Raw genomic sequence first — 24,419 nt, 5'->3', positions numbered from 1 at the left:
CAGCAGCATGATCGATTTCGCCTTTCTCTCCGACACCTTTCTCAAGCTCAGTGCGGCGCTGCCGGTGACGCTCGGCCTGTTTATCAGCGCCTTTCTCTGCGGCGGCATTTTGGCGATTGGCATTTTGTCGCTGCGCATGAGTCGCTGGCGGGTGCTGAGCGGCTTTGCGCGCGGCTACATTTTAGTGTTTCGCGGCTCGCCGCTGATGATCCAACTGTTTCTGATCTATTACGGTCTCGGCCAATTTGGTGTGATTCGCCATAGCTTTGTCTGGCCGTTCCTGCGTGAGCCGTTCACCTGCGCGGTGCTGGCGTTGTCGCTGTGTACGGCGGCCTATACCGCGGAAATTCTGCGCGGGGCGCTGCTGGCAGTGCCTGCCGGACAGGTGGAAGCCGGGCTGGCCTGCGGCATGTCGCGCTGGCTGCTGCTGCGCCGCATCATCGCACCGATCATGCTGCGCTATGCGCTGCCGGCTTACTCCACCGAGGCGATTCTGCTGGTGAAATCCACCGCGTTAGCCAGCCTCGTTACCGTTTGGGACGTCACTGGCGTCGCACAGCAGATTATTCAGCGCACCTATCGCACCATGGAAGTGTTTATCTGCGCCGCGGCTATTTACCTGATTCTTAACTTTATTATCGTCCAGCTGTACGCGCTGTTAGAGCGCCGTCTGAGTGCGCAACATCGTGCCGCAAAAAAGCCGTTGCCCGCCGTTAAACCGCTTGCCGGAGAGTAATATGCACCACACATCACCCGTTACCTTATCCGCCACCGATATCCATAAATCTTTTGGCGCGATGGAAGTTCTGAAAGGCATTTCGCTGCAGGCCCATAAAGGCGATGTCATCTCGATTCTCGGTGCCAGCGGCTCGGGCAAAAGTACCTTGCTGCGCTGCATCAACCTGCTGGAAACACCGGATGCCGGTGTGGTGAGCGTCGGTGGTGAAACCATTGAGATGAAACACCATGCGCGTGGGCACCGCCTGGCGGCGAATCCCAAACAGATTGAGCGTCTGCGCTCGCGCCTTGGCATGGTATTCCAGAGTTTTAACCTGTGGTCGCACATGACGGTGCTGCAAAACGTCATTGAAGGCCCGCACTTTGTTCTGAAACGCGATAAGAAAAGCTGCATCGCACAAGCGGAGCAGCTGCTGGACCGCGTGGGTTTGCTGAATCGCAAAGATTTCTACCCGGCGCAGCTCTCCGGCGGCCAGCAGCAGCGTGTGGCGATTGCCCGCGCGCTGGCGATGGATCCGGAAGTGATGTTGTTCGATGAACCGACTTCTGCACTCGATCCTGAACTGGTAGGCGAAGTGCTGAAAGTGATGCGCAGCCTGGCAGAAGAGGGGCGCACTATGCTGGTGGTGACCCACGAAATGGGCTTTGCGCGTAATGTCTCTAACCGCGTGGTGTTTATGCATCAGGGCACCATTGATTGCCAGGGCGCGCCGGAAGAGATGTTTGGTGAACAGGGATCGCAGCGCTTCAAGCAGTTTATCTCCAGCCATCATGGCGCGGAGCCGCAAGCATGACCGTGGTGTGGGGCGATGGCCCCTTAACGTGGCAAGAACTGGTGCAGGTGGCGCGGCACGATGCGGAACTCGGTCTGAGCGTCAGCGCCTGGCAGCGCATCGCGCAAGGGCGCGCTATTGTTGATGAGATTGTGGCGAGCGGCCACATCGCTTACGGCATCAATACCGGATTGGGCGCACTGTGCAACATCACGCTGCCGGAAGACCAGCTCAGCCAGCTTTCACGCAATACGTTGCTGAGCCATGCGTGTGGCGTGGGCCCGCTGCTAACGCGTGAACAGGCGCGCGCCATTCTGTGCGCGGCGATTGCCAACTACAGCCATGGCAAATCTGGCGTGTCGGTAGCGCTGGTGCAGCATCTGCTGGCGCTGCTGAATCAGCAGATTACGCCGCAGGTGCCGTCGCAGGGATCGGTCGGTTATCTCAGCCACATGGCACATATTGGCCTGGCGCTGATTGGTGTGGGTGACGTGGAGTATCAGGGCCAGATTATGCCTGCCGCGCAGGCGTTGGCAACAGCAGGGCTAACGCCCTATCGTCCTGGCGCCAAAGAGGGATTGAGCCTGGTCAACGGTACGCCGTGCATGACCGGTTTATCCTGCCTTGCGCTGGATGATGCGGCGCGTCTACTTGATTGGGCGGACGTGACCGGCGCGATGAGTTTTGAGGCGTTGCGCGGACAGCTGGTGGCCTTTGATGCCGAAGTGATTGCGCTGAAAGCCAGTCCGGGTATGCAGCTGAGCGGCCAGCGCTTGCGCCAGCTGCTCAGCGACAGCCCGCTGCTGGCGGCAAGCGTGGGTATTCGCACCCAGGATGCGCTGAGCCTGCGTTCCATGCCGCAGGTACACGGCGCCAGCCGCGATCAGTTCGATCACGCCGCGCGCCAGATTGCTACCGAACTCAATGCCTGCACCGACAATCCGCTGGTGCTCGGCACGCCGGATGCGTGGCGCGTGGTGTCGCAGGCTAATCCTCACGGTGAATCGGTGGCGATGGCGGCGGATCTGCTGGCGATTGCGATGGCGGAAGTGGGCAGTATCGCCGAGCGTCGCCTCGATCGCCTGGTCAATCCTTTGGTTAGCGGCTTACCGGCGTTTCTGGTGGCGCAGCCGGGCGTCAACTCCGGCATGATGATTGCGCAGTATGTGGCGGCGTCGCTGTGTGCGGAGAACCGTCAGCTAGCGCAACCGGCGGTGCTGGATAACTATGTCACCTCCGGTTTGCAGGAAGATCATCTCAGTCTCGGTACCGGCGCGGCGCTGAAGCTGCTGAAGCTGGTGGGCAATGTGTGGCAGATTCTGGCGATTGAGTATCTGCTGGCGGCGCAGGCGCTGGATTTCCACGGTGAAGCGCAGCTGGCGCAGGGTACGGCGCAGGCATTACGCCGCCTGCGCGCGGTGGTCGCTAACTGGCAGGAAGATCGCTGGCTGGCACCGGAGATCGCGCGCGCGGTAGCGGTGTTGAAAAACGGGTTGTAACGCGTGGTTTTTAAGGCGGTCGCCATGAATGGCGACCCTACAAACCGCATGAGCCCATCGTAGGGTCGCCATTGATGGCGACCGGGCTTACGAGGAGCGGCGGGCGTCCGGGCGCACCAAATCAAAGCGCAGCGCTTCACTGATGCCGTAATAGGCCGACGGGCCACCGGCACGCAGGATCGGTTGCGCTTTGGCAGTTTGATAGATGCCATTTTCCAGCAGTGCTTCATCAATATGAATGGCGACGGCTTCTCCCAGCACCAGCCAGCTATCAATCGGGTTACCCTGCGCATCCTGCAGCTGAATCAGCTGTGTCAATTTACACTCAAAATTTACCGGGCTTTCCGCCACCATGCTGACATTCACGTGTGACGCCGCAAGCGGCGTTAATCCCGCCAGCGCGAACTCATCCTGATCCGCAGCCACCGAGGCGGAACTCTCGTTCATTGCTTCAGCCAGCGGGCGCGTTGCCAGGTTCCAGACAAACTCTTTGGTCTCTGAGATATTTTGTACGCTGTCTTTCCAGCCGCTGCTGGCAAAACCGATAATCGGCGGATGGTAATTGAAGCAGTTAAAGAAGCTGTACGGCGCCAGATTGCGCGTACCGCTGGCGCTCTGTGAGCTGACCCAGCCAATGGGGCGTGGACCGACGATGGCATTCAGCGGATCGTGCGGCAAACCGTGTCCAGCGCGTGGCTGATAAGAGTAACGTTGGCGTGTCATTTCTGCTCCCGATGATGATCAATGTTTTATCTTAGCGGGTTAGCTTCTGCCGCCATAGCCAGCAGTTGCATACAGCGCACGCATTGCTCCCCGTTGTTTACCCAAGCGTAATGCGGCTAGTATGGCCTTTTTGTGAGGGCAGGGAGCGATAATGAAACATCCGGATTTAAATCTATTAATTGCGCTAGATATCCTGCTGGAAGAGGGCAGCGTGGCGGCGGCTGCCCGGCGCATGCATCTTAGCGCACCCGCCATGAGCCGCACGCTCGGCCGAATTCGCGAGACGTTGGGCGATCCGATTTTTGTTCAGGCAGGGCGCAAAATGGTACCGACACCGCGCGCGCTGGCGCTGCGTGAGCAGGTGCGCGCGGCAGTTGAACAGGCGACGCAGGTACTGACGCAAGGGGAGGATGCGCCTTTGGCGGAGCTCGAGCGCCGCTTTAATGTGCGCGCCAATGACACCTTCACCGGCTTTTATTCTGGTCGCGTATTAGAGGCGATGGCGCAGGAGATGCCGCATGCGCTGCTGCATTTCGCTCCGGAAGAGGATGATGTGGATGTTGAATTACTGCGCAGTGGCCGTGTCGATCTGTTTATCAGCGCCGCTCGTCAACTGGGGCCAGAGATTCGCGTACAGCCGCTGTTTACCACACGTTTTGTCGGCTTGGCGCGTAACGACCATCCCATTTTCGCCAGCGATATTTCCCCCGAACAGCTGACGCGCTGGGGACATATCAGCATTTCCCGGCGTGGTAAAGCCAGCGGGCCGATTGATAGTGCGCTGGAGCAGCAGGGGTTGCAGCGTCAGGTCTCGCTAATTGTAGCAACACCCTATAGCGCGATTTTTGCGCTGCAGGATTCGGATCTGCTGCTGCCGCTACCGGAACATCTGGCGCGCAGTGCCATTACCGCCGGAATGCGGGTGCGCATGTTTGAGCTTCCGGTGCCGCTAGAGACCGTGCTGCTGACGCAAGCCTGGCATCCACGCTTTCAGCAGGATGCGGCGCATCGCTGGTTGCGTCAGACCCTCCGCCAGTTATGCAGCAACGACAGCTGAAGAGTGATTAACCCGTGCGTTTAACGCACTCATCAATTTAATAATCGTCACTTTTACGCATGGATTCCTTTCCCTACAGTGAGCCCAACTTTCACGGTTGAGGATCATCCATGCAGTCCCGTATTCTCTCATCTATCCACCGGCTCGTGTCGCAATGCGATTTCACGACGCCGCGCGCGACCTATGTATTGCGCGCCTTGCTGGCCGCCAATCTCGCGCTGGTGGTGGCCTACGCGCTGGAACTGGATATGCCGTATTCCGCGGCGACCACCGTATTACTGGTATTGAACCCCGTTCAGGGGGCGGTATTGGGTAAGGGAAAATGGCGTTTGATCGGCACGCTCGCCGGCATGGTGGTGGCGCTGGCGCTGATGGCCGCTTTCGCTCAGCTTCCCTGGCTATTCGTCCTGACAGAAAGCCTGTGGCTCGGCATCTGCGTACTGGCGATGAGCGTGCTGCGTCACTTTCGCGCCTCAGGCGCGGCGGTGGCCGGATACACCATTGGGCTGGCAACGCTTGGTGCCATGCAGCATCCCGAACTGGCCTTTGAACATGCGGTGGGGCGCGCCTCGACCGTCGCGATCGGCGTGATGTCGCTGGGTTTGGTGACGGCGCTGTTCAGTCGGCGCACGCTCAGCAGCAAACTTGATGCTTTACTCCTGCGGTTAACGCAACAAACCGCCGCGCTGCTGGCCGCCCAAGGGCCCGCTACGGCGCAACATCGGCTGATGACAGAAATCTACAGCGTTGATGATTTGCTGGCGGCGGCACGTCACGAGTCCGTCACGCTGGCGCAGCATACGCGCGCGATCCAACAGGCGATGGATGCGTTGGCTGAAATGGTGGCGTCTTGCCAACACTCGCAACAGACAGTTTGGCAGGATGTCGCCGCTGCGCTCGCGCAGGGCCGGGCGGGATTAGCGGCGGCACGACATCTGCTGCAGGAGGCGCGTGCCGATGAAGCGCAATCTCATCAGTCTCATATCATCGCCATGCAACGCGTGGTGCAGGTGCTCAGCTATCTGCCGTATACCTCTTCTTCGCCCCGCCTGGTTGCACCGAGTTTTCATCGTGACTGGAGCGGTGCGCGGCGCAATGGATTACGCGCTTTTGTAACCTTGCTAGCGGCATCATCTCTGTGGCTTGGCAGCGGCTGGCCAGCCGGGGACATCATGCTGCTGATCATTGCGCCTTATTGTGCGCTGCTCTCTACATCTCCTCATCCCGCCGCGGGTGCGCGCCAGTTTCTGCGTGGAACCTTCTATGCGCTGCCAATGGCATTGATCTGCGCCTTTGTGGTGCTGCCGCTGATTAATGGTTTGCCGCTGTTGTTACTGGTATTGAGTCTGTTCTGGCTGCCGGGCATTTATGCCACCAGTTTTCCACAGCATCTATTGAGCGGACTGGCGTATCTGGTGGGATTCAACACCTTAACTGCGGCCAGCAATCCGATGGTGTATGACATTTCCCAACTTCTCAATTGGTCGCTGGCGTGGCTGACGGGCACGGCCTTGACGCTGCTGGCCTTTCAGTTAATGCCCCGCAACCCGGCGCGGCATGTGCAGAGACTGCAGGCGCGGATTCGGCTCAGTAGCCTTGCACTGCTGGCAGGAAAGCCCGCCAGGCCGCTGCGCTGGCAGCAGCAACAGCAGCATCGATTGGCGCAACTTGGCGCACTGCTGCGCACGCACCCAGAAGAGCACGATCGCGTATTGCAGCAGGGATTAGCCAGCCTGCAATTAGGGCGTGAAATCCTGCGCCTACGCGCCCTGACGCTGAATTCTCAATGGCAGGCGCAAATGGTTCGCGCTCAACAGCGCATCGCACGGCGCGTTGGCAACCCGCGCCAGGCGGCAAAACATGCCCAACGCACGGCACGCATCCTGCGGGAAGATGCCGCCTCGGCGGCCTGTTTAACCGCCATCGCCCATGTTTTACAGCAGCATGCCGACTACTTCTCGCCGCAGCAGATAGGGGGATCGCATGTTAAGTGAGGTGTCGATTGCGGGCATCTATCTGCCGCCTTTCTTTATCTATCTCTGTGCCACGTTCCCGCTGTTCCTTGCAGCACGCGCGCTGCTGTTGCGTTGTGGTGTGCTGCGTTGGGTCTGGCATCCGGCGCTGTTCGAATTTGCTTTGTCGTTTCTCTTACTGGCGGTGTTCATTCTCTATGTCTGATTCAACATTCTCATGGAAGTCTTCCCTTAAGGTCTTAATGACGTTGGCCGTGGTGGCGGCCGCACTCTGGCTGGCGATGGTGTTATGGCGCGCCTACGTGCTGGCGCCCTGGACACGTGATGGTCGCGTCAGTGCGCAGGTGATTCGTATCGCCCCGGAGATCTCTGGCACGGTGCAGGCGGTGCCGGTAGCGGATAACCAGTTTGTCGCGCGCGGCACCACGCTGTTTGTGATTGATCCGCTGCGCTTTCAGCTGGCGCTGGCGCAGGCGGAAGCCCAGCTCAGGGAGGCCAATGCCACGTTGCAACAAAAACGCGATGAGGCGCAGCGGCGGCGACAGATGGCTGCATTACTGGCGGCCGAGGAGGTCCAGCGCGCACGCGAAGCGTTGCAGGTAGCGGAGGCGCAGCAGCAGCAGGCGAGTGCGGCGCTGGCCCTCGCGCAGCTGAATTTACAGCGATCTACGGTGCGGGCGCCGGTGGATGGCTACGTGACGCATTTGCGCTTGCAGGCGGGTGATTACGCGGTGGCCGGTACGCCGGAGGTGGCGCTGGTGGATGCACATAGCTTCTGGATCACCGGCTACTTCGAAGAAACCAAATTACATGCCATCCGAATTGGCGACCGCGTTGATGTTCATCTGATGGGCGATAGCCAAACGCTCAACGGCCACGTTGCCAGCTTTGGGCGTGGCATCAGTGACACCAATCAGCAGGTTGATGCGCAGGGCTTGCCCGGCGTAGAGGCCACCTTCAGCTGGATTCGCCTGGCGCAGCGCATTCCGGTGCGTATCGAACTGGATGCGTTACCGAAAGATAAATTACTCACGGCTGGCATGAGTTGCAGCATTGCGGTGGCGGGTGAAACGCCCGCGCACGGGCGTCTGACAACGCTGCTGGCGAAATGGCTTTAATCCTTCTCAGGAGGTTGTATGTCTTTAAACCAAAACGATTTTTCCGTCTATGATGTTCAGGATTTCCCGCTGGTTTATCTTAACCAGCAGGCCGTGCTGCCAGGTTACGCCAGCCAATGGGAAGCCGAAATGCTGGCGCTGCTACAGCAAGAGTCGCCGTTTGTGGTGGTCTATGATCATATGCGGGTAGAGGAAACCGAGGCCGACCGGCGGCAGCGGGGGGACTGGCTGATTCGCCATCGCCAACTGCTGAGTCAACGCTGCAAAGGAATGCTGAGTATTGAGAGTGAGGCATCGCGCTGTGCGGAACTGCGTAAGATGCGCAAAATGTTCGGCATTCCGCATCAGGTGGTGAGTTCACGCACTTATGCCCTGGCGCAGATGCAGCAATGGCTGGCTCGCGCACAGAAATAATGGCAAAAAACGGCGGCTGATAATTTCTTTTACGCGCGCAGCGGGGTATCTTACGCCCGCGCTATTTTCCGGAGAAACTATGAACAAGCCAGCCGCCACGTCACCTTTCCATCCGCGTAACCGCCATCAGGGCCGTTATGATTTTGCGGCTCTTACCGCAGCCCATCCGCCGCTGGCGGTGAAAGTGCGTCCCAACGGCTACGGCGAGTTGTCGGTGGATTTCGCCGATCCTGAGGCAGTGATGCTGCTGAATCAGGCGTTATTAAAACTTTTCTATAACCTGAACTGGCAGCTGCCGGCAGGCTACCTCACCCCGCCGGTGCCGGGCCGCGCTGACTATGTGCATGCGCTGGCCGATCTGCTGGCGAGCGATAACGGCGGCGTGATCCCGCGTGATTTGGATGTGATGGATATCGGCTGCGGCGCGAACTGCATCTATCCGCTGATTGGCAATGCCGAATATGGCTGGCGCTTTACCGGTACCGACATCACCGCGGAGGCCATTACCGCGGCGGGACAGATCGTGGCGAGTAATTCTGGCCTGCAGCGCGCAATTCGTTTGCGTCGACAAAAGGATGCGTCATCCATTTTCGCGGGCGTAGTGCATAAAAACGAACGCTACCATGCGGTGCTGTGTAATCCACCGTTCCACTCCTCTGCAGAAGAAGCAGCCAGCGTTGGCCAGCGTAAAACGCGTAACCTGGGCCTGGGCAAAAACGCGCCGCTCAATTTTGGCGGTCATCACAGCGAATTATGGTGCGACGGCGGTGAACGTAAGTTCGTGGGTCAGATGATCGATGAAAGCGTGACGCACGCGGACCAGATTGTGTGGTTCACCTCGCTGGTCTCTCGTAAAGAGAATCTACCGGCGCTGCGTGACCAGCTGCGCGATCGGGAAGCCTATGAAGTGCGCATCATCGAAATGGCACAAGGGCAGAAGCAGAGCCGCTTTATCGCCTGGACATTCCAGCCGCCCGCGTCACGCGCGAAGCGGCTGAAACGCTAAGCTTATTGCGCCGGTGGCAACGCCGGTAAGCTGGCAGCCGAGGTGATATCGCTGCCGGTTTGCATCACCTCCACCGTTTGGTGCGGCGCTTTAATGCCGGCCGCATCAAAATGCTTCTTCACCTTATCATCCAGCGCAAAACGCACCGTCCACTGCTTCAGCGGTTGAGTGGTGAAGGAGACGCGCACGGTAAAGGATTGATTGGTTAATCCCACCAGGCCGGCAAAGCTTGGCTCGCCGATCACCATGCCGCGAATCTCCGGGTTCTCCAGCAACTCTTTTACTGCCGCTTGCAGCGTCGCGTTAACGCGTTCGGTATCTTCACTGCGATCCACATCATAGTTGGCGACGAATGAGCCGATGCCGCGCACGAAGTTGGCGAAGGTGGTGATCGAAGACCACGGAATAATGTGATAGGCGCCAGTATCCTGACGTACGCCCACCGAGCGAATCGACATGCGCTCCACCGTGCCGGTAATCGGCCCAATCGTCACCAGATCGCCGGTGTTCATGCCGTTTTCAAACTGAATGAAGATGCCCGTAATGATGTCTTTCACTAGCGTTTGTGAGCCGAATGAGACCGCCAGACCGAGCGCACCGGCACCGGCCAGCAGCGGCGCAATGTTCACACCGACTTCTGACAGCAAAATCATGATGGTGATGGTGCTGATGACCACCGCCAGCGCATTTCGGAATAGCGTCAGCAGCGTACGGGTGCGCGCGCTGGGCATGGGACGACCGTGCGAATCTGAGGCCAGGCGGCTCTCAATCAGGCTGGCCAATAGCGTCCAGCCTACCGCCGACAGCAGCACAATCATCACGATGCGAATCAGCACATCCACCATTTTCTGTCCGCTGCCGAGGGTCAGCCAGTGCCAGAGATCAAACAGATTCCACGCGTTCAGCAGCAGCAGCAGCGTGGCAAACACGGTGAGCACACGCGCCAGTTTCAGCAGCGCTTTTACCCAATCATTAACGCGCTTTTGCAATTCAGGGTAGTTGCGACGCAGATCCGGCGACAGCGTGACGGTTTTACCTATCCAGCGCGTGAGGATGCCGGAAATCAGTGCGGCAATCACGACGATCGCCAGACTGCGCACCGTGGCGGACATCATAAATTTCAGACTGTCGCCAGGATTGAAGATCGAGAGTAGAAACAGCGTGAGAAAATAGGCGCTTGCCAGCCAGTGCCACACCACGCCAAAGGCGCGAATAAACAGCGCGAAAAACGTCATGCTGCGATCGGCCAGCCGCGACAGCTCATGCTGAATATTGCTTCTGTTGCGGAAAATCAGCCACAGGGCCCAGCCGGTCATGATGAACATGATCAGCATATTAACCAGCGCAGCCACCTGAATGTTGACCTGATTGGCAACAATGGGCACCACGACTAATAAACCATAACCAATAATCCCGCTCAGCCAGCTTAACCGGGTATTCCAGTAGCTGGCGCGCGCGTCCGCCAGGTGGAAGAAGCGCAGCGCGGGAAAGTGCGGGCAGAAAATCAGGCGCAATACCGCTTTGAAAAATTCAATCAGCGCGAAGGCGTTGAGGAACAGTCCTTGCTGATAGGCGATGGTGCGGTTGCCGTTGTGATAGTTGTCGCTGATGATCTGGCCGACAAACAGCGTCAGCGCCAGCAGCAGGAGATCGAGGATAAAGGCCAGTACGATCATAGCGGGCAGGTGCAGCCATTTGGTGCGTTCAATATTTTGCTTGCGTCCCCAGCGGCCCATGCGCTGCCAGACTGGCCACATCAAACGGCGCGTCAGCCAGTAGAAAGCAAACACCGCCACGGCGAGGGCGGCGAAGTATTTCAGCGCATTGAAAAAGGTTTGCTGGTTAAAGGCCTTATGCGGCGCATTGGTGATGTTGTCATGCAGCTGAACGAATTGTGACGCCACCGCGCCGCCATATTCACGCGTGACGCTGGTGATACTCTCCAGCACCGTCGGATCTTCCTGATCCGCCTGCGGCGGCGCCAGCACCGGCTGTTCGCTGGAGGATTGGCTGTTGGCGGCCTGGCGCAGCTGATCGATCAGTTCCTGACGTGAGGCGTTGTTATCCAGAATATTGGCCAACGCGGCGTAAGCGGCTTTTTTCTCTTCTACGCTGGGTTCGCCTTCGGCGGTGCTGCTCGCGGCCGGCGTTTGTGACTGCTGTGCCGCGACGGCGGCCTGAGGCAGATTGACGGCCTGCGCTGAAGACATGAGAAACAGGGTGAGCAAACTGAAGAGTAACCACAGGGTGGCACGACCTGGTGGGCTGGCAGACAACATCGCTTTCTCCTTGTACGGCACAAGAGAGAAGTATAGTCAGTGATGGAAGGTACAGATTCTGCAAGGAAAATTGATTTGCGCGCGAGGCGGTGGGGAAAGAAGGTCGTCATCAATGACGACCTTACAGAATCGGTCGCCAACGATGGCGACCAGGCTATCAGGAAACGTGCTGCAGGAACTCGCGCAGGCGATCGCTTGGCGGGTTGGTGATCAGTTCATCCGGGTTACCGTCTTCAGCTATGGTCCCTTTATCGATGAAGATCAGACGGGAAGCCACTTTCTGCGCGAATCCGACTTCATGCGTTACGATGACCATGGTCATGCCTTCTTCGGCCAGATCCTGCATCACTTTCAATACTTCGTGACGCAGCTCAGGATCGAGCGCTGAGGTAGGTTCATCAAACAGCATCATTTTCGGCTTCACCGCCAACGCGCGCGCAATCGCGACGCGCTGCTGCTGACCACCGGATAGCTCAGAAGGGAAGTGGTGCGCGCGTTCGGCGAGGCCCACTTTACCCAGCAGCTCACGGGCCAGCTTGTGGGCTTCTTCTTTCTTCGCACCACGAACGCGGATGGGGCCAAAGGCGACGTTATCCAGTGCGCTCATCTGCGGGAACAGATGGAACTGCTGGAACACCATGCCCGCTTCCTGACGAATCAGGCGGTCATCGACTTTCGGATCATTGACCTTCATGCCATCGACAATCAGCTCGCCGGTCGTGATCTCTTCCAGCTTGTTGATGCAGCGCAGCAGCGTAGATTTCCCGGAGCCGGATGGTCCAATAATCACCACCACTTCGCCTTGATTAATTTTCAGGTTGATGTCGTGCAGAACCTGGGTCTGGCCGAAATTCTTCGAGACGTTTTTAAATTCAATCACAGGATTTTCACCCTTTTCTCAATACGGCGCAGCACAAAGCTCAACACCAGCGTAATAACCAAATAGATGATGGCAACGGCGCTCCAGATTTCTAACGCGCGGAAGTTACCGGCGATGATTTCCTGGCCCTGACGCGTCAGTTCAGCCACGCCAATCACGATAAACAGGGAAGTATCTTTAATACTCACAATCCACTGGTTACCCAGCGGTGGCAGCATACGGCGCAGAGCCAGTGGCATAATCACATAACGCAGCGTCTCGCGGCTCGATAAGCCCAGCGCCAGACCCGCTTCACGGAAGCCTTTGTTAATGGATAGCACCGCACCGCGTGTGATTTCTGCGATATAAGCACCGGAGTTGATCATGATGGTGACCACCGCCGCGCTGAACGGATCGATACGCAGGTCGGGGAAGGCCATGGGCAGGGCGAAGTAGATAAACATCACCTGTACCACGATAGGTGTACCGCGGATCAGTTCGATGAATACCAGGGCGATGTTATTCGTGATCCAGCCGCCGTAAGCGCGGGCAAAACCGGCGACCAGGCCGATAATTAAACCGCCGACCAGGCCGAGGACCGAGATCAGCAGGGTCATTTTGGCGCCTTCGATTAAAATCGGCAGTGCGGGCCAAATGACGCTCCAGTCAAACTCCATGGTGTGACTCCAAAATCTGTTGCGTGGAAATGTAAAAAACAGGGAGGCAAAGCTCCCTGCTGGAATATCGACTTAAGCCGGCATTATTTTGGTTCAGTACCGAACCATTTTTTATAGATAGTGTTGTAAGTGCCGTTATCACGCAGCGTTTTCAGTGCGCCGTTCACTTTTTCACGCAGATCGTCACTGCCTTTCGGGAAAGCGATGCCATATTGCTGCGCTTCAATTGACTCGCCTACCGCTTTGAAGCGGCCTTTACCGGCGGTATTGATGAAGTAAAGAATGTTTGGCGTGTCGTGCAGGACGGCGTCAGCGCGGTTGGTGCCCAGTTCCATGTAAGCGTTATCGATGTTCGGGAACTGACGCAGGTCTTTCGATTTGATGTGCGCTTTGGCGTAATCCACCGAACCGGTGCCGCTCTTCACTGCCACCACTTTGCCGTTGAGATCGTCGATACTTTTAACGTCTTTTTCATTCTCGCGCACCATCACCAGCAGGCCGCTTTTGTAATAGCCGTCTGAGAACTCAATGGCTTTCTTACGCTCTTCGGTGATGGTGATACCTGCTAATGCCAGATCCACGTTTTTAGTTTGCAGAGCGGGGATAATGCCGCTGAAATCCATCGGTTTGAAGGTGTAATCCAGCTTCAGTTCTTTGGCGACCGCGTCCCACAAATCGATATCAAAACCGACGTACTTATCGCCTTGTTTAAACTCGAAGGGAACGAATGCGGTGTCAGTGGCGACAATCAGTTTTTTATCTGCTGCGGTGGAGGAAAGCGAGAAGGCCAGCGCCAGCGCGGCCACGGAGACTTTAATCAATGACTTCATCATTATTTTCCTTATTACCCTTCAGGCCTGGTGGCCCAATGTACGGCTTATCATATGAAAAAATTATGCCAACTTTTCATTTTTCACGAAATCAGTCGTTTTAAGCACTTGCTGACACGATTTTGCGCAGAAGAAAAATTTTGCACCAGTGGTGGGCACCATAATGGTGCGTAGTGCCGTTGTGGTGCAGGAACAGTGTGCACCAAGGGCGTGGCAAGCGAAAGAAGGGATTAAGGAATTGTTAACAACGTCAAAAAAAGCACCAGAATGTTACAGGCATAAAAAAAGGCGGGATAACCCGCCTTCACTGTTACGCTGAAAATTATTCGATGTTGGATTCAATGAACCACAGGAATTTATCCAGATCGCGCGATGCCGCAGTGAAAATATCCGCAGTATCTTCATCGCTCACTTCAGTAATCGCTTTGCGCGTGTCATTAGCGACAACGGCATAGCGATCGGCCAGCGCTTTCAGGTGATCCTGTACGCTATGAATGTTTAGCGGATAACTTTTCAGTGGTGTCTTATCGTTGACGATCTGAGTCGTACCCAGCGCCACACCGCCTAGCTGAACCACACGTTCAGCGATAGTGTCCTGGTGATCGGTAATTGCCGTACGGAAGCCATCAAGCATCTCATGCACGCCAATAAAGTTGGCGCCACGCATATTCCAGTGCGCCTGCTTGGTGATCAGCGACAGGTCAATAAATTCCACTACCAGACGGTTGAGCACCTCGATGGTCGCTTTTTTATCGCTGTCAGCGACGTCATTACGGGTGTAAATCAGATCAGACGATTTAGTTTTAACCAGTTTTGCGGTACTCATCATTAATGTCCTCTTATTGATGGTTGTCCTAATCAAGCACGGAAATAAGTATAGCAGCACATTTAAGTTCTGCAGGAATGATTAGATCAATGACAGGAATAGATAAACCTTACTGTTGCTCAGGAATTGTGCGTTATTATTTTTAAGGTTTATAAAACAACGAGTTAATCTATATGTTAATTATTTATTAATCGTGTTGCAAAATAATAATAAGCACCGGTGGGGTAACCGGTGAAATGATAATGAGAACGCTTTTATATTCAGCCTGCTATATAGCAGGCTGAATAATCACTTATTTATTACTGATGAGTAATATCTACTTCGTTTATTTGCGCGCTTTTTTGCTTCATGGTGAGAGTTGAACCGGCAGAGGCGATAATAATCGCCAGCAGCGCAATCCACTGCTGCAGCGTTAACAGTTCACCGAGGAACAACATGCCCGAAAGCGCTGCCATTGCCGGCTCCAGGCTCATCAGGGTGCCGAAAATACGGGCAGGAAGACGCGTCAGCGCCATCATCTCAAGAGAGTAAGGAATAGCGCTGGAGAGCAGGGCGATAAGCAGCGCCAGCGGCAGGATTTCCCAATGCCAGATGCCCGGCGCGGCAAATGTCAGGCCAAGAGGAACAAAGATTACGGAGGCGATGAGCGAGCCCATCGCCACCGTTGCCGGCCCATGTTCGGCACCAGCACGCTGGCCGGCAAGAATATAAACTGCCCAACAGGCACCCGCACCTACCGCCAGCAGCGCACCGAGCGGATCGATATGGCTCACACCATCACCGATTGGCAACAGGAACCATAAGCCCACTACCGCGAGCAGTACCCAAATAAAGTCCAGCGGACGGCGCGCGCCAATCAGAGCCAGCGTCAGCGGACCCAGAAACTCTAATCCGACCGCCACGCCAAGCGGCACGGTGCGAATCGCTAAATAGAAGAGATAATTCATGCAGCCGAGCGCAAGGCCATACATCAGCAGCGGCTTGCGCTGTTCACGTGTGAAACGTAAACGCCAGGGTTTAAAGATGACGCAAAGAATGAGGGTGCCTAAGCCGAGTCGCAGCGCAGTAATGCCTGGAGCACCAACGGTAGCAAACAGCGATTTCGCCAGTGAAGCTCCACCCTGCAGCGAAAGCATCGCAATGAGAAGAACAGCGATGGGGAACAAAACCGGGGCCAGATTTTTAGTCGTGAAAGGCGCAGACATCCTGTTATTCATTCCTTTATTTATTAACAGCGGAGCAACAAGAGCTCAGTGTAAAGGAATCTTCAGTAAATAAGGAGATACGATCCGGGGAAAAAAAACGTGATGAGTGGTTGGAATTTGGCCATTTTCAGGGCCATTTCCGTAAAGAAATGTCAGGTTAGTTTAGGAATTTACTTAAACGCATTTTTTGTGATCGAAATTTATGTTGCAGGAATATGAAGGTTTTTATAAGTAAAATGAATGACATAGGAAGCTTCATTAACTTTCTGTTACACCAAACAATCTGTTAGACAACAAATTGCGGGCAGAGTTTCTTGCTGTTTTTTGTTATATTTATAGCGTTGTCAGGAGAGAAGTATATTCACATTTGAGGTGGTTATGAAAAAAATTGCATGTCTTTCAGCATTGGCTTGTGTACTTGCAGTTTCTGCAGGTTCTGCCATGGCACAAAGCACCGTTACCGGTGGTTACGCTCAGAGCGATTATCAAGGCGTTGCTAACAAAGCAAACGGCTTCAACCTGAAATATCGTTACGAAGACGGTACTAACCCACTGGGTTGGATCGGTTCTTTCACTTACACCGAGAAAGATCGTACTGACGCTGGCGTTTACAACAAAGGTCAATACTACGGCATCACCGGTGGTCCAGCTTACCGTCTGAATGACTGGGCAAGCATCTACGGTGTTGTGGGTGTAGGCTACGGTAAATTCCAGCAGAACGATACTGCAGTACGTTCTAAGTCTGATACAAGCGACTACGGTTTCTCTTACGGCGCGGGTATGCAGTTCAACCCAATCGAAAACGTCGCACTGGATGTAGGTTACGAGCAGAGCCGTATCCGCAGCGTCGACGTTGGCACCTGGATTGCTGGCGTAGGTTACAGCTTCTAAGTTTTTGCTTAGACCAGTTGCACAATAAACGGTCCTTCGGGACCGTTTTTTTATGGGTGCAATTCACCGTTCAGCAGGCTTTACCACATCAAAAAGCACAAAGCCCGCGACAGAGGCGGGCTTTGTAGGAATAAGCGTGAGTAGGGAGAGCGTTAGCCGCGCCAGATCAGGTTTGGGCACGGACGTTCAACCAGCTGTTTGCCCGTGAGCTTTTCAATCAGCATCAAACGCAGTGCAAACGGCGAGCGAGTAAACAGGCACAGCAGCGATTTCAGCTCGAAAGCCGGTTTGCTCTGTTCTGTCTGGAAGCATTTACCACAGTCGAGGCAGTTTTTCATGGTAGTCATGTTCACCTCCCGAGTGAATTACGACATAAAACAAGCAGGAGCAGCGAAACGGTGTTCGTCTTTGCATCCTTTATAAGCTATTCGCTTACATTATCAACAAAGATAGCACTGGCTATACTCTTTAGCCAACACTATTTAGGAAAAATTTGTGCTTATTTGTGCCTGGTTTACAATGGGCGCAGCCAGACCGCATCGCAGGTACAGTGCGGCAGATAATAAAGAGGAAGTTGAATGAGTCGTCGTGCAAAAATCGCCACCAACATGCCCCAGGGGCCGCTGAAAGAAATTGAGGAGCATGTCGAAGGATTTCGGCAGGTGCGCGAAGCGCATCGTCGTGAGCTGATTGATGACTACGTTGAGTTAATCTCTGATTTGATTCGTGAATTTGGCGAGGCGCGTCAGGTGGACATGGCTGCACGCCTTGGCGTTTCTCAGCCGACGGTGGCGAAAATGCTTAAGCGCCTCGGTACCACCGGTTTAGTGGAGCAAGTGCCATATCGTGGCGTGTTCCTCACCGCTGAAGGTGAGAAGCTGGCTGAAGCGAGCCGCGTCCGCCACCACATTGTTGAAACCTTCCTGCTGGCGCTGGGTGTTAGCCCGGAAACCGCGCGCCGTGATTCAGAAGGCCTGGAGCATCACGTCAGTGATGAAACGCTGGCCGTCTTCCAGAAATTTTACGAGAGTCGCTAACCACAAGGCTTCCGCCATCATGCCCATAGTGCTTCGTTCCTTAATGCGCGATCGTATCTTGCATTTGCTGTTGCTGCTGGGCGTGATTATGGTGCCGCTGGCGAATTTCCATTGGTCGCAGCTGCCTGGCGCGGTTGACTGGCATACCATCATGACGCTTACCGGCTTATTGATGCTGACCAAAGGGCTGGAGAACAGCGGCTATTTTGATGTACTCGGCGCGCGTTTGATCCAGCGTTTCCAGCATGAGCGCGCGCTGGCGCTGTTTATGGTTTGCGCGGCCGCGTTGCTCTCAACCTTTCTCACCAATGATGTTGCGCTGTTTATTTTGGTGCCGCTAACGTTAACCCTGCGCAAATTCTCACGTCTGCCGATCTCACGCCTGATTATTTTTGAAGCGCTGGCCGTCAATGCGGGTTCGTTATTAACCCCGGTCGGCAACCCGCAAAATATTCTGCTGTGGAGTCATGGAGCGCTCAGCGTTCCCGCTTTTATTGCGCAGATGGCGCCGCTGGCGGCATTTCTGATGTTGACGTTAATGGCGCTCACCTGGTGGAGTTTCCCGGCCCGCAGCATTCAAAAGCATGAACAAGGCGAAAGCCAGCCGTGGCACAAGCCGCTGTTTCTGATCAGCGTGCTGCTTTATATCGTCTTCATTGTCGCTTTGGAGCTAAAAATGACCGGTTGGGCGCTGCTGCTCGTAGCGACCTGTTTCCTGATCATGGCGCGCAGCGTGTTGATCAGTATCGACTGGAGTTTGCTGCTGGTATTTGTCGCGATGTTTATCGATGTCTTTCTGCTGATGCACTTGCCATGGCTGCAACCCCATTTTGCCGCCATTGGGCAGTTAGGCGAGGGCGGACTTTATCTGTTAGCCATCGGTTTGTCACAGGTCATCAGTAATGTGCCGGCCACCATCCTGCTTTTGCAGAAAGTGCCACCTTCCGATGTGCTGGCGTGGTCGGTGAACATCGGCGGCTTTGGTTTATTGCCGGGCTCACTTGCCAACCTGATTGCCCTGCGCATGGCGCAGGATGCGCGGGTGTGGTGGCGATTCCATCTGTTCTCCCTGCCAATGCTTGCCTGGTCGATGCTGGGTGGATGGCTGCTTTTGCACTTAATGCGTTAGACGGCCAGCCAGTGTCGGCTTGTGTAAAGTTGCATTGGCATTTGTCAATTTCCCATCTAAGGTTATGTTGACCGTTTTTGCCCGGGAATCGGGACAACCGCCTACGATGAAAAATTATGAGTGAAAACCAGAATCAGCCGTCCGAACGCGATCAGCAAGATCCGCAAAACTCTGCACAATCGAATCAAGATAACAACGAACCAGAACGTAAACGCCCCGGAAAGAAGCCCCTGATTTTTCTCGCCATCGTGGTGGTGATTATGATCGTGGTGGCATTATGGTTCTGGCTCACCACGCGCAACATTGAAAGCACCGATGATGCCTTTACAGAAGGTAACGCGGTGACCATCGCCCCTAAAGCCTCGGGTTATGTGGTGAAGCTGCTGGTAAGCGATAACCAGCGGGTGAAGCAGGGCGATTTGCTGGTGGAGATTGATACGCGTGACACCGCGGCACAGCGCGATCAGGCCAAAGCGCAGTTGGGCCTCGCAGAAGCTCAGCTGCATCAGGCGCAGGCGCAGTTAGCCTTATCACGCGTGCAGTATCCGGCACAGCGCGATCAGGCGCTTGCCGATCAGGCCAAAGCGCAGGCAAACCTGTTAAATGCCCAGGCCGATTATCGTCGCCAGCGCGGTGTTGATCCCCGAGCAACCTCGCAGCGCAATATTGATACCGCCGCCGCTCAGTTGCGTTCCGCCGAAGCACAGTTACAGAGCGCCAAAGCGCAGGTTGAAGTGGCTTCGCAGGTTCAGTTGCAGATTCGCCAGCAAGAAACCAACGTTGAAGCGCGCGAGCAGCAAGTTGAGCAGGCTAAAGCGCAGCTCAATACGGCCGAATTAAATCTCTCTTATACCCAGGTACGTGCGCCTTACGACGGCTTTGTGACCAAGCGAAATGTGCAGCTTGGCACCTTGGTTCAGGCTGGCAGCGCGCTATTCTCGCTGGTTTCACCGGAAATCTGGATTAACGCTAACTTCAAAGAGTCGCAGCTGGAACGAATGAAGCCGGGTAATAAAGTGGAGATCAGCGTTGATGCCTGGCCAGATATGAAGTTGGAAGGGCACGTTGATAGCGTACAGATGGGATCGGGTTCGCGCTTCTCCACTTTCCCCGCTGAGAACGCCACCGGCAACTACGTGAAAATCGTGCAGCGCGTACCGGTGAAAATTGTTATCGATAAAGGTTTGGATCCGAATCATCCGCTACCGCTGGGCCTGTCGGTTGAGCCGAAGGTGACAGTGGAATGAGTGCGAGCGAAAGCTGGCGTCCGGCCAGCAACCCGTGGCTGGTTGCCATCACGGTTACGCTGGCGGTGTTTATGGAGATCCTCGACACCACTATCGTCAACGTGGCGCTGCCGCACATTGCGGGCTCGCTCTCCTCCAGTTACGACGAATCCACCTGGGTTTTAACCTCTTATTTGGTGGCCAACGGCATCGTATTGCCGATCTCGGCGTTTTTTAGTCGACTGTTCGGTCGTAAGCAGTTCTTCCTGATCTGCATTGTGATGTTCACCATCTGCTCATTCCTGTGCGGTATCGCTACCGAACTGTGGCAAATCATTTTGTTCCGCGTCCTGCAGGGCTTTTTTGGTGGTGGGTTGCAGCCGGTACAGCAATCGGTGCTGCTCGACTATTTCAAAGCGGAAGATCGCGGCAAAGCGTTTGGCCTGTCGTCGATTGCCATCATCGTTGCGCCGGTGATTGGTCCGACGCTCGGCGGCTGGATCACCGATAACTACAGCTGGCGCTGGGTGTTCTTCATTAATATTCCCGTGGGTATTTTAACGGTGATGGCGATTTATCAGCTGCTGGAAGATCCGCCGTGGGAACGTAAGTGGGCGAAAGGCCGGCTGAAGATTGATTACATTGGTATCAGCCTGATCACGCTTGGGCTTGGCTGTTTGCAAGTATTCCTCGATCGCGGTGAAGATGAGGATTGGTTTGCTTCGCACTTTATCATCCTGTTCGCCACGCTGGCGCTGGTGGGTATTGTCGGCGCCGTGTATTGGCTACTGTATGCGCGCAAGCCGGTGGTCGATATCATGGTAATGAAAGACCGCAACTTCTGGGTAGCGGGTTTGCTAATGGCGGGCATGGCGATGATTCTGTACGGCAGCTCGGTGGTGCTTCCCCAGCTGGCGCAGCAGGATTTGGGCTACACCGCCACCTGGTCGGGGCTGGTGCTGTCGCCTGGCGCGATATTAATTGTGCTGACCATTCCGCTGGTGCTGAAGTTGATGCCAATTGTGCAAACGCGCTACATCATTGCGTTCGGCTTTACCTGCCTTGCCTGTGCCTTCTTCTACTCCTCCACGCTTACGCCTGACGTCGATTTCAAAACGTTGGTGATGATGCGAAGCGCGCAGTCAATCGGACTTGGCTTCCTGTTTGTGCCGCTCACCACCATTGCGTTTATTACCGTGCCGCAACGGTTAAATGCCGATGCCTCGGCGCTGTTCACTATGTTCCGTAACGTCGCCGGTTCGATCGGGATTTCGCTCTCAACCGCGGGGATTACGGAACGCATGCAGACGCAATCGGCAAACATGGTGCACAACATGTCGCCGCTGAATGAGCCTTACAACCTCACGCTACAACACTGGGCCGATGCCATCCGTAACTTCACCACGGCGGTAGGCGACCCGCTGACGCTGGCGGGTGGACAGCTCTACCAGGAGATGATTGCCCAGGCGCGTATTCTGGCGTATATCGACGTCTTTATGGGCTTGAGTATCGTGGCTTTGCTATTGATTCCATTTTGTTGGTTGCTTTCGCCGATTAAGAGCGAAGGCGGTGCAGGAGCACATTAAAATGAACAAGTTTTCGCGATTTCAGCCGTCGCTGACGTTGCTGGCGCTGTCATTGCTGCTGGCCGGTTGCGCCGTTGGGCCGGATTATCAGCCACCGCAGGCGCATACGCCGGGCGGTTACCATGACTTACCTTCACAACAGGCGTCAAAGCCGCTGGCGGCAGCGACCAATCCGCTGTGGTGGAAAAGCTTTAACGATCCGCAGCTGGACAGCCTGATTGAGCGCGCCATTGCCGGTAACTTAACGCTGCAGCAATCCGTGCTGCGCATTGCCGGCGCACGCGAACAGCTGGCGCAAGCGCGCGGAGGGTTGTTCCCCTCGCTTAACGGCTCGGCAAAAGTCACGCGGCAGCAGTTGGGATTAAAAGGCCTGCTGAAGTCGAACGGCGTTTACGATCAGGTGGACAGCGATGTTGCTAATCAACTGAATGGATTAGATCACTCGGTCACCTTGTATCAGGGCAGTTTTGATGCCAGCTGGGAGCTCGATTTGTGGGGCAAAGTTCGTCGCCAGATGGAAGCGGCGGACGCACAACAGCAGGCGGCTATCGAGCAGCGTAACGATGCGCTGGTTTCGCTGGAAGCCGAAGTCGCGCGTGCCTATCTCCAGTTACGTGGTTCGCAGGCGGTGTTAACGACCTTGCAGCAACAGATTGCGGTGGCGCAGCAAACCTGGGAACTGACGCAAAGCCAGCAGAGGAACGGTTTGGCACCCACCACGGATGTGGAAAATGCCCGGGCACAGTTAGCTTCGCTTAACGCGCAGCTGCCGCAATACCAGGCGCAGCAGTTACAGGCGATGAACGGCCTGGCAGTGCTGCTGGGCAAAACGCCGGGGGCGCTGGATAACGAGTTAATGTCGGAAAAACCGCTGCCCGCGTTGCCGAAAATGGTGCCGGTCGGTATTCCTTCTACGCTGGCGCGGCGCCGTCCGGATATTCGTCAGGCGGAAGCCACGCTGCATGCACAAACGGCCAATATTGGCGTGTCGGTGGCCGATCTGTTCCCAAGCCTTTCGCTCACCGGGCAGCTCGGTGTGCGCAACACCGATGCCAGCTATCTGGATGACTGGAGCAGCCACTTCTTCAGCGTTGGGCCATCACTCTCGATTCCCATCTTCCAGGGCGGGCGTTTAGTCTCCAGCGTTAAACTGGCGCGCGCTCAGCAGGCAAATGCGGCGCTGGACTATCGCCAAACGGTGTTAACCGCGCTGCAGGATGTTGAGAATGCGCTGGTGAGTTATCGCGCCGATCAGCAACAGGTCATCGCGCTGGATGAGACCACAAGTGCACTGCAACGCGCCTTCGATCTTGCCAGCGACAGTTATCGCCAGGGCATCTCAACCTTCCTTGATGTGTTAGATGCACAACGTCAGCTGGCGCAGGCTAAAGCGCAATCGACGCAGGCGCGGATGCAAAGTGCGCTTGATCTGGTGGCATTATATAAAGCGCTGGGCGGCGGCTGGGAGCCTTATCAAAACGTCAACCTTCCCGACTATTCTGTGTTTGGTCCCGCAACGGAAGTGCATTAATTTTTGTTTGATAGCCGGTTAACCACCGGCTTTTTTTCACCGCAACGAAAAAAAATGAGATTTCTCTCTCATCCTCCGCAATATAATAAACGCCTATATCATGGGGTTTTCCGTTACACCATTAATCCTTTTTTACCTTTATGCTCACTTATGCTGCAGCGCGCAATAGTAGCTAAATGGTTGTTTATAACCTGGGAATATTGGTTTGAAATCGATTCCAGTTCTGCTTAAGCAACAAAAGAGGCGTGTTAATTCATGGTTAATTAAAGCCAACCTCGTCGGCATAACCCTCAACGTAAGTAATATGTAAGCGACTTCAGATTAATCCAGGCTATAAAATTAATTTATTTTTTTATTTGAATTAGGTAATCTTGCCACTACAGTTTATTTAACCCCTTAAGCAAGGACATTGTGATGAGTGATGCATTTAAAGTTCTGAACAACATTCGCACATTACGTGCGCAAGCTCGTGAGCTGCCATTGACCGATCTGGAAGAAATTCTGGAAAAATTAACCGTTGTTGTGACCGAGCGTCGTGACGAAGTTCATGCAGAAGAAGCGCAGAACCGCGAAAAAGAAGAGAAGCTGTCTAAATATCGCGAAATGCTGCTGGCTGATGGCATTGACCCGAACGAATTACTGGGCGCTTTAGAAGTTGGTAAAAAACGCGCTAAGCGTGCACCACGTCCAGCAAAATATTCTTACACCGACGAAAACGGTGAAGTAAAATCATGGACTGGCCAGGGCCGTACTCCAGCAGCGATTAAGAAAGCGCTGGATTCCGGTAAGAGCCTGGATACTTTCCTGATCAAATAATCCGCACAATCCTTGTAAGTGGGAGCCGAAGGCAAATGTCTTCGGCTTTTTTATTTATTTAATTCACTTTATTCTTCACATTGCAGCTGCGTTAGCTGCCGATGCTCGCCCCTGTCGCTTACTGCTGCAAGCCCCCGGCGACTCACCTACGGTAACGCGAATTATTTTGTGTATCAGCTCAACACGTTCAGTGGATTACGCCCTCTGCTTCAGGCGCAGAGGTAGC

At 55.1% G+C, this 24,419-nt stretch carries 24 protein-coding genes; 16 read left to right on the top strand and 8 right to left on the bottom strand.

Features of this window, described 5'->3' with window-relative positions:
- The first annotated feature begins 7 nt into the window (after positions 1-7).
- Genes AAGR08_RS12495 through hutH form a run of 3 tightly spaced genes read left to right on the top strand, consistent with a single transcriptional unit; the run spans position 8 to position 3,010 of the window.
- Positions 8-736 carry an ABC transporter permease subunit gene (locus tag AAGR08_RS12495; RefSeq protein ID WP_097094454.1) on the top strand — a complete coding sequence of 243 codons (729 nt, stop codon included), beginning with the start codon at positions 8-10 and terminating at the stop codon, positions 734-736.
- A gap of 1 nt (position 737) precedes the next feature.
- Positions 738-1,532, top strand: a complete 795-nt coding sequence (locus tag AAGR08_RS12490; protein WP_097094453.1) for an ATP-binding cassette domain-containing protein — start codon at positions 738-740, stop codon at positions 1,530-1,532.
- Positions 1,529-3,010, top strand: a complete 1,482-nt coding sequence (hutH, locus tag AAGR08_RS12485; protein WP_345827012.1) for a histidine ammonia-lyase — start codon at positions 1,529-1,531, stop codon at positions 3,008-3,010. Before AAGR08_RS12490 ends, hutH begins: the two co-directional genes overlap by 4 nt.
- An 87-nt stretch (positions 3,011-3,097) precedes the next feature.
- On the opposite strand, the gene AAGR08_RS12480 is transcribed toward hutH, so the two are convergent.
- Complete coding sequence (locus AAGR08_RS12480; RefSeq protein ID WP_097094451.1) at positions 3,098-3,733, bottom strand: flavin reductase family protein; 636 nt, start codon at positions 3,731-3,733, stop codon at positions 3,098-3,100.
- Between the two features lie 151 nt (positions 3,734-3,884).
- Between AAGR08_RS12480 and AAGR08_RS12475 the strand changes: the two genes are divergently transcribed.
- The 6 genes from AAGR08_RS12475 (at position 3,885) to rlmF (ending at position 9,301) form a co-directional block, all read left to right on the top strand.
- Positions 3,885-4,790 carry a LysR family transcriptional regulator gene (locus AAGR08_RS12475; RefSeq protein ID WP_345827011.1) on the top strand — a complete coding sequence of 302 codons (906 nt, stop codon included), beginning with the start codon at positions 3,885-3,887 and terminating at the stop codon, positions 4,788-4,790.
- 110 nt (positions 4,791-4,900) lie between these two features.
- On the top strand, positions 4,901-6,784 hold the full coding sequence (locus AAGR08_RS12470) for an FUSC family protein (RefSeq protein WP_345827010.1): 1,884 nt from the start codon (positions 4,901-4,903) through the stop codon (positions 6,782-6,784).
- Complete coding sequence (locus tag AAGR08_RS12465) at positions 6,774-6,968, top strand: DUF1656 domain-containing protein (protein WP_097094448.1); 195 nt, start codon at positions 6,774-6,776, stop codon at positions 6,966-6,968. The genes AAGR08_RS12470 and AAGR08_RS12465 overlap by 11 nt, the downstream gene beginning before the upstream one ends.
- Positions 6,961-7,881: an efflux RND transporter periplasmic adaptor subunit gene (locus AAGR08_RS12460; RefSeq protein WP_345827009.1), complete on the top strand. Its 921-nt coding sequence runs from the start codon at positions 6,961-6,963 to the stop codon at positions 7,879-7,881. Before AAGR08_RS12465 ends, AAGR08_RS12460 begins: the two co-directional genes overlap by 8 nt.
- An 18-nt stretch (positions 7,882-7,899) precedes the next feature.
- On the top strand, positions 7,900-8,295 hold the full coding sequence (locus AAGR08_RS12455) for a hypothetical protein (protein ID WP_345827008.1): 396 nt from the start codon (positions 7,900-7,902) through the stop codon (positions 8,293-8,295).
- A gap of 79 nt (positions 8,296-8,374) precedes the next feature.
- Entirely contained in the window at positions 8,375-9,301 is a 927-nt protein-coding gene (gene rlmF, locus AAGR08_RS12450; RefSeq protein ID WP_345827007.1) for a 23S rRNA (adenine(1618)-N(6))-methyltransferase RlmF, read from the top strand.
- 2 nt (positions 9,302-9,303) lie between these two features.
- On the opposite strand, the gene ybiO is transcribed toward rlmF, so the two are convergent.
- The 6 genes from ybiO to rhtA all read right to left on the bottom strand — a co-directional run bounded on the left by ybiO (position 9,304) and on the right by rhtA (position 15,977).
- On the bottom strand, positions 9,304-11,580 hold the full coding sequence (gene ybiO / locus AAGR08_RS12445; RefSeq protein WP_345827006.1) for a mechanosensitive channel protein: 2,277 nt from the start codon (positions 11,578-11,580) through the stop codon (positions 9,304-9,306).
- 157 nt (positions 11,581-11,737) lie between these two features.
- Entirely contained in the window at positions 11,738-12,460 is a 723-nt protein-coding gene (glnQ, locus tag AAGR08_RS12440) for a glutamine ABC transporter ATP-binding protein GlnQ (RefSeq protein WP_097094443.1), read from the bottom strand.
- Positions 12,457-13,116 (bottom strand): glutamine ABC transporter permease GlnP, encoded by a 660-nt coding sequence (gene glnP, locus AAGR08_RS12435; RefSeq protein ID WP_097094442.1) that lies wholly within the window; start codon positions 13,114-13,116, stop codon positions 12,457-12,459. Before glnP ends, glnQ begins: the two co-directional genes overlap by 4 nt.
- A gap of 83 nt (positions 13,117-13,199) precedes the next feature.
- Positions 13,200-13,946, bottom strand: coding sequence for a glutamine ABC transporter substrate-binding protein GlnH (gene glnH, locus AAGR08_RS12430; protein ID WP_097094441.1), 747 nt, complete (start codon positions 13,944-13,946; stop codon positions 13,200-13,202).
- A gap of 322 nt (positions 13,947-14,268) precedes the next feature.
- Positions 14,269-14,772, bottom strand: a complete 504-nt coding sequence (gene dps, locus AAGR08_RS12425) for a DNA starvation/stationary phase protection protein Dps (protein WP_097094440.1) — start codon at positions 14,770-14,772, stop codon at positions 14,269-14,271.
- A 299-nt stretch (positions 14,773-15,071) separates the two neighbouring features.
- On the bottom strand, positions 15,072-15,977 hold the full coding sequence (gene rhtA / locus AAGR08_RS12420) for a threonine/homoserine exporter RhtA (RefSeq protein WP_097094439.1): 906 nt from the start codon (positions 15,975-15,977) through the stop codon (positions 15,072-15,074).
- Positions 15,978-16,355: 378 nt separating this feature from the next.
- Between rhtA and ompX the strand changes: the two genes are divergently transcribed.
- Positions 16,356-16,868: an outer membrane protein OmpX gene (ompX, locus tag AAGR08_RS12415; RefSeq protein WP_097094438.1), complete on the top strand. Its 513-nt coding sequence runs from the start codon at positions 16,356-16,358 to the stop codon at positions 16,866-16,868.
- Positions 16,869-17,020: 152 nt separating this feature from the next.
- Here the strand turns inward: ompX and AAGR08_RS12410 are convergent, their stop codons facing one another.
- Positions 17,021-17,215 carry a hypothetical protein gene (locus AAGR08_RS12410; protein ID WP_097094437.1) on the bottom strand — a complete coding sequence of 65 codons (195 nt, stop codon included), beginning with the start codon at positions 17,213-17,215 and terminating at the stop codon, positions 17,021-17,023.
- Positions 17,216-17,446: 231 nt separating this feature from the next.
- Here AAGR08_RS12410 and mntR point away from each other — a divergent pair, with 231 nt between their 5' ends.
- The 6 genes from mntR (at position 17,447) to AAGR08_RS12380 (ending at position 24,193) form a co-directional block, all read left to right on the top strand.
- Positions 17,447-17,905: a manganese-binding transcriptional regulator MntR gene (mntR, locus tag AAGR08_RS12405; protein ID WP_008102536.1), complete on the top strand. Its 459-nt coding sequence runs from the start codon at positions 17,447-17,449 to the stop codon at positions 17,903-17,905.
- Between the two features lie 19 nt (positions 17,906-17,924).
- Complete coding sequence (locus AAGR08_RS12400) at positions 17,925-19,034, top strand: SLC13 family permease (protein ID WP_345827005.1); 1,110 nt, start codon at positions 17,925-17,927, stop codon at positions 19,032-19,034.
- A 116-nt stretch (positions 19,035-19,150) separates the two neighbouring features.
- On the top strand, positions 19,151-20,281 hold the full coding sequence (locus AAGR08_RS12395; RefSeq protein WP_097094435.1) for an HlyD family secretion protein: 1,131 nt from the start codon (positions 19,151-19,153) through the stop codon (positions 20,279-20,281).
- Positions 20,278-21,846, top strand: a complete 1,569-nt coding sequence (locus tag AAGR08_RS12390; RefSeq protein WP_345827004.1) for a DHA2 family efflux MFS transporter permease subunit — start codon at positions 20,278-20,280, stop codon at positions 21,844-21,846. Before AAGR08_RS12395 ends, AAGR08_RS12390 begins: the two co-directional genes overlap by 4 nt.
- A 1-nt stretch (position 21,847) precedes the next feature.
- A complete protein-coding gene (locus tag AAGR08_RS12385; RefSeq protein WP_345827003.1) occupies positions 21,848-23,377 on the top strand; it encodes an efflux transporter outer membrane subunit in 1,530 nt (509 codons plus the stop codon).
- Between the two features lie 414 nt (positions 23,378-23,791).
- Positions 23,792-24,193, top strand: coding sequence for an H-NS family nucleoid-associated regulatory protein (locus AAGR08_RS12380; protein ID WP_097094432.1), 402 nt, complete (start codon positions 23,792-23,794; stop codon positions 24,191-24,193).
- Positions 24,194-24,419: the final 226 nt, after the last annotated feature.

Origin of the sequence: Pantoea sp. BRR-3P (genome assembly GCF_039621635.1) — a bacterium.
GTDB lineage: Bacteria > Pseudomonadota > Gammaproteobacteria > Enterobacterales > Enterobacteriaceae > Pantoea > Pantoea floridensis.
Note: the sequence above shows the minus strand (reverse complement) of the source record. Positions and strands in the feature narration are given on the sequence as shown.